Origin of the sequence: Faecalibacterium sp., assembly GCF_052358865.1 — a bacterium.
GTDB lineage: Bacteria > Bacillota > Clostridia > Oscillospirales > Ruminococcaceae > Faecalibacterium > Faecalibacterium butyricigenerans.
In genome coordinates, this window is the sequence record NZ_DAWCVJ010000097.1 from 1 (window position 1) to 7759 (window position 7759).

At 61.8% G+C, this 7759-nt stretch carries 7 protein-coding genes; 2 read left to right on the forward strand and 5 right to left on the reverse strand.

Translation table 11 applies throughout. The annotated features are described in order from the left end of the window. Window positions 1-131 precede the first annotated feature (131 nt). Window positions 132-638, forward strand: a complete 507-nt coding sequence (locus tag ACT8X9_RS11955; protein ID WP_444269135.1) for a hypothetical protein — start codon at window positions 132-134, stop codon at window positions 636-638. Window positions 639-835: 197 nt separating this feature from the next. Here ACT8X9_RS11955 and ACT8X9_RS11960 read toward each other — a convergent pair whose 3' ends face one another. Further along, the gene (locus tag ACT8X9_RS11960) at window positions 836-1288 is read right to left on the reverse strand and encodes an S-ribosylhomocysteine lyase (RefSeq protein WP_227620210.1); all 453 of its coding nucleotides are present in this window, start codon (window positions 1286-1288) and stop codon (window positions 836-838) included. Between the two features lie 16 nt (window positions 1289-1304). Then, complete coding sequence (pyk, locus tag ACT8X9_RS11965) at window positions 1305-3059, reverse strand: pyruvate kinase (RefSeq protein WP_412591634.1); 1755 nt, start codon at window positions 3057-3059, stop codon at window positions 1305-1307. Window positions 3060-3373: 314 nt separating this feature from the next. Between pyk and ACT8X9_RS11970 the strand changes: the two genes are divergently transcribed. Beyond that, the gene (locus tag ACT8X9_RS11970) at window positions 3374-4552 is read left to right on the forward strand and encodes a phosphopentomutase (RefSeq protein ID WP_444269136.1); all 1179 of its coding nucleotides are present in this window, start codon (window positions 3374-3376) and stop codon (window positions 4550-4552) included. Between the two features lie 51 nt (window positions 4553-4603). Here ACT8X9_RS11970 and ACT8X9_RS11975 read toward each other — a convergent pair whose 3' ends face one another. From ACT8X9_RS11975 to ACT8X9_RS11985, 3 genes are all read right to left on the reverse strand, one after another. Next, window positions 4604-6367, reverse strand: coding sequence for an LCP family glycopolymer transferase (locus ACT8X9_RS11975; protein WP_444269137.1), 1764 nt, complete (start codon window positions 6365-6367; stop codon window positions 4604-4606). A gap of 30 nt (window positions 6368-6397) precedes the next feature. Further along, complete coding sequence (locus ACT8X9_RS11980) at window positions 6398-6754, reverse strand: NusG domain II-containing protein (protein WP_249233425.1); 357 nt, start codon at window positions 6752-6754, stop codon at window positions 6398-6400. Window positions 6755-6760: 6 nt separating this feature from the next. Continuing rightward, a partial coding sequence (locus ACT8X9_RS11985) for an NAD(+) synthase (RefSeq protein ID WP_444269138.1) occupies window positions 6761-7759 on the reverse strand: 999 nt, incomplete at its 5' end.

A 7759-nucleotide genomic window follows, 5' to 3' on the forward strand; every position in this document is an offset into this window, starting at 1 on the left:
CAACCCCCCCCCCCCGCCCTACACATTCCGCCCCCCTCCGGCGGCGGCCTATAATGTTTTCATAGGCTGATGGTCGGAAATGGACGTTCAGCCCCTGAAATTCATTTTATCATCATGTGGGAGGAAACAACATGAAAATGGCAAAGAAACTTCTGGCCGTCGTCCTCGCTGGCGTTCTGGCCCTGTCTGTCCTGACGGGCTGCGGCAACGCTGCAAGCACCAAGACCATTGCAGATGCAATGAGCGATATGGGTAAGGCAGAAGGAGTTGAGTTTAAGGCAGATTCTAAATTAAACGAGAAGGCAAAGGCTATCGCGAATAAGTGGGTCGAGCTGGAAAACACGGAGTTTGATACAGAAGATGAATATGTGAAAGCAATGAAGAAGAGTTTCATGGACATCATGGGTGAAACTTATAACGATAAGTATGTTTTCGTTGCAGTTACGGAGACGAAGGGCTATAATGTTACGGCTCAGGCCTACAATCTGCTCCAGACTATGGATAATGTCAATGATGCGGTCGATAAGAAAGAGCCTGCTGATGTTTACTATGTTGGCACAGCTACCATTACGGTGGAGGGTGAAGGCTATCGCCTTGCCGTCATCACTGCGGATGCTGAAGATATCAAAAAAGCATGATTGATACTGAGAAGAAATGACTTTTCTCATCTGTCATAACAACAAATAATAAAACAGCGAGGCCCGGAGCGTTTCCACTCCGGGCCTCGTTTGTTTTTATCGCAAGGCAAGAAATTAGTGCAACATGAAAACAGCATATTTGCGATATGCAATTCAACGCTGTTGCTGTTGCATTAAAAAGTTGAATTGCTATAAAATCAGTAGTGCAGGTCGTCGGCGGTCAGTGCCTCAAGCACGGGCAGCATGGCGGCGGCCTCTGCCTTTGCGGCGGGCAGATCCATGTCGCGGTAGTTGCCGCACTCCACCTCGCTTGCGCCGGGCACATCGCCCTCGAAAGCGGCCATGAAGCGGAAGGACTCCACCGTCAAGGCCAGAGCCTCCGCGGGGGAAAGCCCCCGGGTGAGCAGGTAGAAGCCGGTGCGGCAGCCCATGGGGCCGACGTAGACGACGCCGTCCTTGTACTGGCTGTTGCGGGCGTAGGTGGCGAAAAGGTGCTCCAGCGTGTGGGCGGCACCGGTGGAGAGATAATCACCGTGGTTCGGCTTCTTCATCCGGATGTCCCACGTCAGCACGTCGCCGTCCTGACGGCTCAGGTACATACCCCGGCCGAGCTTGGTGTGGTCTACGCAGAAGCTTGCGATGCGTTCCATGCTGTGCCTCCTAAGCTCAGGCCTGCAGGCGCTGGACGCTGCCGTGTGCGCAGTCCACAGCGACCATCAGGCCGTCGCGGATGTGGGCGGTAGCGCCAACGGCACCCACGATGGTGGGCTTGAGCAGGGCCTTGCCTGCGATGGCGGCGTGGCTGTTCAGGCCGGCTTCCTCGACCACCAGAGCGGCGGCGTCGCGGACATAGCTCAGCATCTCGTTGGAGGTGGAGGGCACCACCAGCACCATGCCGGGCTTGAACTTTGCGCGGATCTCCTCGAGGGTGTGGCAGACACAGGCCTTGCCGGTGGCGTTGGCCAGAGCAGCGCCGTCGGGGCCGATGCCGACGCCGGTGGACAGGCAGTTGCCGATCATGTGGATCTTGATCATGTTGGTGGTGCCGGAGACGCCCACGGGGACGCCTGCGGTCACGACAGCCAGCTCGCCGTCGTGGAGGTAGCCGTTCTCCTTGGCCAGAGCGGTGGACTTCTCGATCAGCTCATCGGTGCTGGTGGCGAGGTCCATCATGAGCGGGGTGATGCCCCAGGAGATGGAGAGCTGACGCTGCACCTGCTCGTCCATGACGCAGGCGATGATGGGCTGTGCGGGGCGGTACTTGCTCAGCAGGCGGGCGGTGTTGCCGGACTCGGACACGGTGACGATGGCAGAGGCGTTGACGTCCTTTGCGGTCAGACAGGCGGCGTGTGCGGTGGCGTCGCTGACGCTGATCTGGCCGGCGGCGTCGGTCAGGCGGTTGTCGCGGTAGTGCACCTCGTTCTCGGTGCGCTCGGCGATGGCGGACATGGTCTTCAGGGCCTCAACAGGGTATGCGCCCGCAGCGGTCTCGCCGGAGAGCATGATGGCAGAGGTGCCGTCGTAGATGGCGTTGGCCACGTCGGAGATCTCGGCGCGGGTGGGGCGGGGGTTGACGATCATGCTGTCCAGCATCTGGGTGGCGGTGACGATGGGCTTGCCGAAGGAGAAGGAGCGGTCGATGACGCTCTTCTGGATGCCGGGCAGCTCGGTGAAGTCGATCTCGACGCCGAGGTCGCCGCGGGCGACCATGACGGCGTCGGCAGCGGCGAGGATGCTGTCGATGTTGTTGACGCCCTCGCGGTTCTCGATCTTGGCGATGATGCGGATGTGGGAGTCATACTCGTTCAGCAGGTTGCGGATGTCGTAGACGTCCTGTGCGGTGCGGACGAAGGAAGCGGCGATGAAATCGAAGCCCTGCTGGATGCCGAAGATGATGTCGTCGCGGTCGCGCTGGCTCAGGTAGGGCATGGACAGGTGGACGCCGGGGACGTTGACGCCCTTTTTGGTCTTGATCTTGCCGCTGTTCAGCACCTCGCAGACGATGTCGGTGTCGGAGACGCTCTTGATGGCCAGCTTGATGAGGCCGTCATCCAGCATGATGATGCCGCCCTCGTGGACGTCCTGCGGCAGATCCTTATAGGTGATGGAGCAGATCTCCTTGGTGCCCTCCACCTCGCGGGTGGTCAGGGTGAAGGTCTGGCCGGCTTCCAGCATCTCGACGCCGTTCTTGAACTCCTTCAGACGGATCTCGGGGCCTTTGGTGTCCAGCAGAGCAGCCACGGGCTTGCCCAGCTCGGTGCGGATGGCCTTCAGCATATCCAGACGGCCCTTGTGCTCCTCGTAGGAGCCGTGGGAGAAGTTGAAGCGGGCCACGTTCATGCCGTTGGCGACCAGCTCGCGCAGCACGCCGTCCTTATCGGTAGACGGGCCAAGGGTACAGATGATCTTCGTTTTTCTCATAATATAACCTCCAACAATATCTTCTTATCCTCTATGACGAGCCGCAGGGGCCGGACAAGGCCCCTCGGCTTCTGGCCGGACATCGGCCCGGTCAGGTAGTATTTCAAACCTTACCGGTCTATATTATAACCGCTTGTGTACAAGAGAGCAAGAAAAAATTCGGCAAAGAAAACCTTAAATTTTCGTGATAGATGCCGGGGCGATATTGCGAAAAACAGCCCCATCGCCTATAATAAGGATAAGGAAAAGTCTCACTTCTGCCCTTTTCCGGGCAGAAGCGGGCGCGAAACTATAGAAACGGAGTGAAAGCGTAAATGGAAAAGCGCGTTTTTCTGATCGTTCTGGACAGCTTCGGCATCGGCGCAGAGCCGGACGCCGCCGCCTTTGGCGATGAGGGCACCAACACCCTCGGTGCCATCGCCAAGCACCCCAACTTCAACTGCCCCAATCTGAAAAAGCTCGGTCTGTTCAACATCGACGGCGTGACCGCCGGTGAAAAGGACGCCGCCCCCACCGGCTCCTTCGCCCGCCTGCAGGAGCAGAGCATGGGCAAGGATACCACCATCGGCCACTGGGAAATTGCGGGCGTGGTCAGCCCGAAACCCCTGCCCACCTTCCCGGACGGCTTCCCCGACAGCCTCATCCACGAGTTTGAGGAAAAGACCGGCCATAAGGTGCTCTGCAACAAGCCCTACTCCGGCACGCAGGTGCTGAAGGACTACGGCGAGCAGGCCATGAAGGAGAACGCCCTCATCGTCTACACCAGCGCCGACAGCGTTTTTCAGGTGGCCGCAAACGAGGAGCTTGTTCCGGTGCATGAGCTGTACCGCTATTGCGAAATTGCCCGCGAGATGCTGAAGGGCGAGTACGGCGTGGGCCGCGTCATCGCACGCCCCTTCCTCGGCCATACTGCCGATACCTTCTACCGCACCACCAACCGCCACGACCTGAGCCTCAAGCCGCCCCGCAAGACCATGCTGGACCTGCTGAAGGACGCGGGCAGGGACGTCATCGCTGTTGGTAAGATTTTCGACATCTTCGACGGCGAGGGCGTGACGGAAAAAATCAAGACCACCGGCAACACCAACGGCATCGCCTTTACCAAGGCATTGCAGACCCGCGACTTCGAGGGTCTGGCTTTCGTGAACCTCGTCGATTTCGATATGCTCTACGGCCACCGCCGCGATGTGGCAGGCTACGCTGCTGCTGCCACCGAGTTCGACAAGTTCCTTGCCGACTTCATCCCCGGGATGCGGGAGGGCGACATCCTGATGGTCACGGCCGACCACGGCTGCGACCCCTCCTACACCAAGACCACCGACCACACCCGCGAGTATGTGCCTTACCTCATCTGCGGCAAGGGCGTCAAGCCGGGCGTTGACCTCGGCACCAAGCTCTGCTTCGGCACCATCGCACAGACCATCTGCGACTATCTGGGCGTGGATGCCTCCACGCTGGATGGCAAGAGCGTGCTGGGCGACATTCTGGCTTAAATCTGAATAAAAAATGGCCCGCTGCGATGCAGCGGGCCATTTTTTCGTTGTTCATGCGGCGGGGGTCGAAGCGCTGGAGGAGCCGCCGCCCGTGCCGGAGCCAAAGAGGGCGTCCAGCACGGTGGAAGCGGCCTGATGCAGGGACGAAGCCGCCTGCTCGACCTGCTCCTGTGTCGGCATACTGAAGGACGGCGACTCGGTGGAGTCTGCCGGGGCCTCTTCGCTGCCCTCTGCGGGGACTTCGGTGGAAGCGTTTGGCTCGCCGGAGGTGCTGCCCTCGGCGGGCTGGCCGTCAGCGGCCTCGCCCTCCGTGGGGACGTCGCTCGGGGCAGGCTCTTCCACGATCACGCTGTCGGGAGACTCCTCCGGGACGGACGCGGCGGCGTTGGGGTCGGCCGTGGGGGTGTAGACCTCGGTCTTTTCGGGGGTCTGGCTGGTGCTGGTGAGCTTGTCTTCGCCGCCCAGCACCGCAGCGATGAGGGCTTTGGCCTCATTGACCGAGTTCTCATCCGGCTTCATGACGTAGAGGCTCTGGCCCTTGGCGGAGTAGCACTTGGAGCTCTTTGCGCCCGAGCCGGTGACGGTGTAACTCTGGATGTCCCAGCTGGCGAGGTCGCCCAGCTGCATCCGCACCAGCGCGGAGATCTGCTCCTGCGAGAAGCTGGTCACGAAGCAGTCGGCAGCGGCGTCCATCAGCTTGGAGAAGCTCATCAGCAGGGTGGGGGACTTGAGCTTGTTAGCCATCGCGTCGATGACCTTCATCTGGTTGATGCCGCGCTGGATGTCGCCGGTCTTGAAGGCGTGGCGCTCCCGGGCGAAGGCCAGAGCAGACTTGCCATCCAGATGGTTCCAGCCCTCAGCGAAGGTGGTGGGGTCATAGTAGCCGGGGCTGCCGACCGAGGTGAAGGCCTGATCGGAGTAGACGTCTACGCCGCCGATGGCGTCGATGATGCTGATAAAGCCCGCAAAGTTGATGCGGATGTAGTGGTCCACGTCCACACCGTAGAGGTTGCCCAGCGTCGCCATGCTGGTCTCGACGCCGTAGAGTCCAGCGTGGGTCAGCTTGTCCTTACTTTCCGTGCCCGCGAGGTCAACGTAGTAGTCGCGGGGGGTGTTGATGAGGGCCGCCTGCTTGGTGACGGGGTTGACGACCGCGAGGATGTTCACGTCGCTGCGGGCATTTTCGGTCAGCTCACCGCGGTTGTCCACGCCGCTGAGGTAGACCACGAAAGACTCTTTGGTGATCTTGTTGGCCTCTGCGCCGGTGAGCAGGCCGGAGGTGACATTGTTCAGGGTCGTGAGGCCCTGCTGTGCCCAGACGCAGCCCACAGCCAGCGCGGCGCAAAGCATGACGGACAGAACCCGTGCTACGACCGCACCGGTGCGGGAAGCAAGGCACTTGCGCACCAGCAGCCAGAGCAGCACCAGCAGCGCCGTGATGATGACGAGATAGAGCACCGGCAGCATCTGGGTGCGCCAGAGCTGCACCAGCGCGGCAAGGCTCAGGACGGCCTGCAATCCCAGCAAGACCATTCCTCCTTTCGGGAGCTTATCGGCAGAAGGAGCGGCCTCACTGGGGTGCGGCGGCTCCCACTGTTTATGGGGCGGGACGGGAGACTTCGGCGGTTCAGGCGGAAGCCCGGCCTCCGGCTGCGGCGCAGATGCGGGCCGGGAGGGCCGGGGCGGCTCCGGGGAGAAGAAGTCGGCGCTGTCCACCTCGACCTCGTCCGGCTCGCTGCGCTTGATGCCCCGATGGATATGCCGGGGGCCTTCGTCGTTGTTCTGGGGATGGGTATGCTCGTTTTCGTCAAACATAGGCGTTCACTCCTTTGGATGCGTATGCCATCAGGTGGTGGGGAGGATGGTCAGCACCGCCCGCGCGGGCAGGCAGGTGGCCGTCTGGTCTTCTTCGCTCAGCCAGCCGAAGGACTCGCAGACATGGTCCGGGCAGGGCGAGTCCACAAAGCGGGCTGCGCCGTTCTGAATGCGGATGTGGACGGTGAGATAGCCGGTGTCCACATCATAGTCGGCGTCCGTTTCGAGGGGAAAGGTCAGCTTGGTGTTGGCGTCGCCATAGATCAGCTCGGCACAGAGTGGGGCACCGGTCTGGCCGGCCCTGCGCACCAGCAGCAGCGCGGCGGCTGCGGCCAGAATGACGGCGGCAAAGACCAGATTTAGCAGCAGTTTTTTGTGTCGTTTCATAGAAGATCATCCTTTGAGGGGGATCTGCTCCAGCTCGGCCAGCCAGAGGGCGGCGGCGGCGTCGCTGGGCATCCGCCAATCGCCGCGGGGCGAGAGGGTGACGCTGCCCACCTTGGGGCCGTCGGGCAGGCAGCTGCGCTTGAACTGCTGGGCAAAGAACCGCCAGTAGAAGTTGCGCAGCCAACGGTAGAGCACCTCGTCCGGGTACTCGGCCCGGCCTGCGAAGGCCGTTTTGGCCAGCCGGAAGATCTTCGCCGGGCCGAAGCCGAAGCGGAGGACGTAGTAGAGATAGAAGTCGTGCAGCTCGTAGGGGCCGACGAGGTCTTCCGTCTTCTGGGCGATCTCGCCGTCCTTGGCGGGCAGAAGCTCAGGGGAGACGGGGGTGTCGAGGATGTCCAGCAGCACCCGGCGCAGCTCGGCGGAGGCGGCGATGTCGGCCTCGTACCGGACGAGGTGGCGCACCAGCGTCTTGGGGACACCGGCGTTGACGCCATACATGCTCATGTGGTCGCCGTTGTAGGTGGCCCAGCCCAGCGCCAGCTCGGAGAGGTCGCCAGTGCCGACGACGAGGCCTCCGGTGCGGTTGGCCGTGTCCATCAGCTCGAGGGTGCGCACGCGGGCCTGTCCGTTCTCGAAGGTGACGTCCAGCACCTGCTCGTCCTGCCCGATGTCCTTGAAGTGGCTGTGGACGGTGTTGGCGATGTCGATCTCGGTAAAGCTGACGGCCAGCTCGTCGCACAAAATTTCTGCATTGCTGCGGGTGCGGCGGGTGGTGCCGAAGCAGGGCATGGTGACAGCCAGCACGTCGCTGGTGGGACGGCCCAGCTGCTTCATGGCGCGGACGGCTACCAGCAGCGCAAGGCAGCTGTCCAGACCGCCTGAGATGCCGATGACGGCTGTTTTGGCGTGGGCGTGCTCAAGACGCTTGGCGAGGCCGTCGGCCTGCATCTTCAGGATCAGCTCGCAGCGCTCGGCCCGGCGGCGCTCGTCGTGGGGGATGAAGGG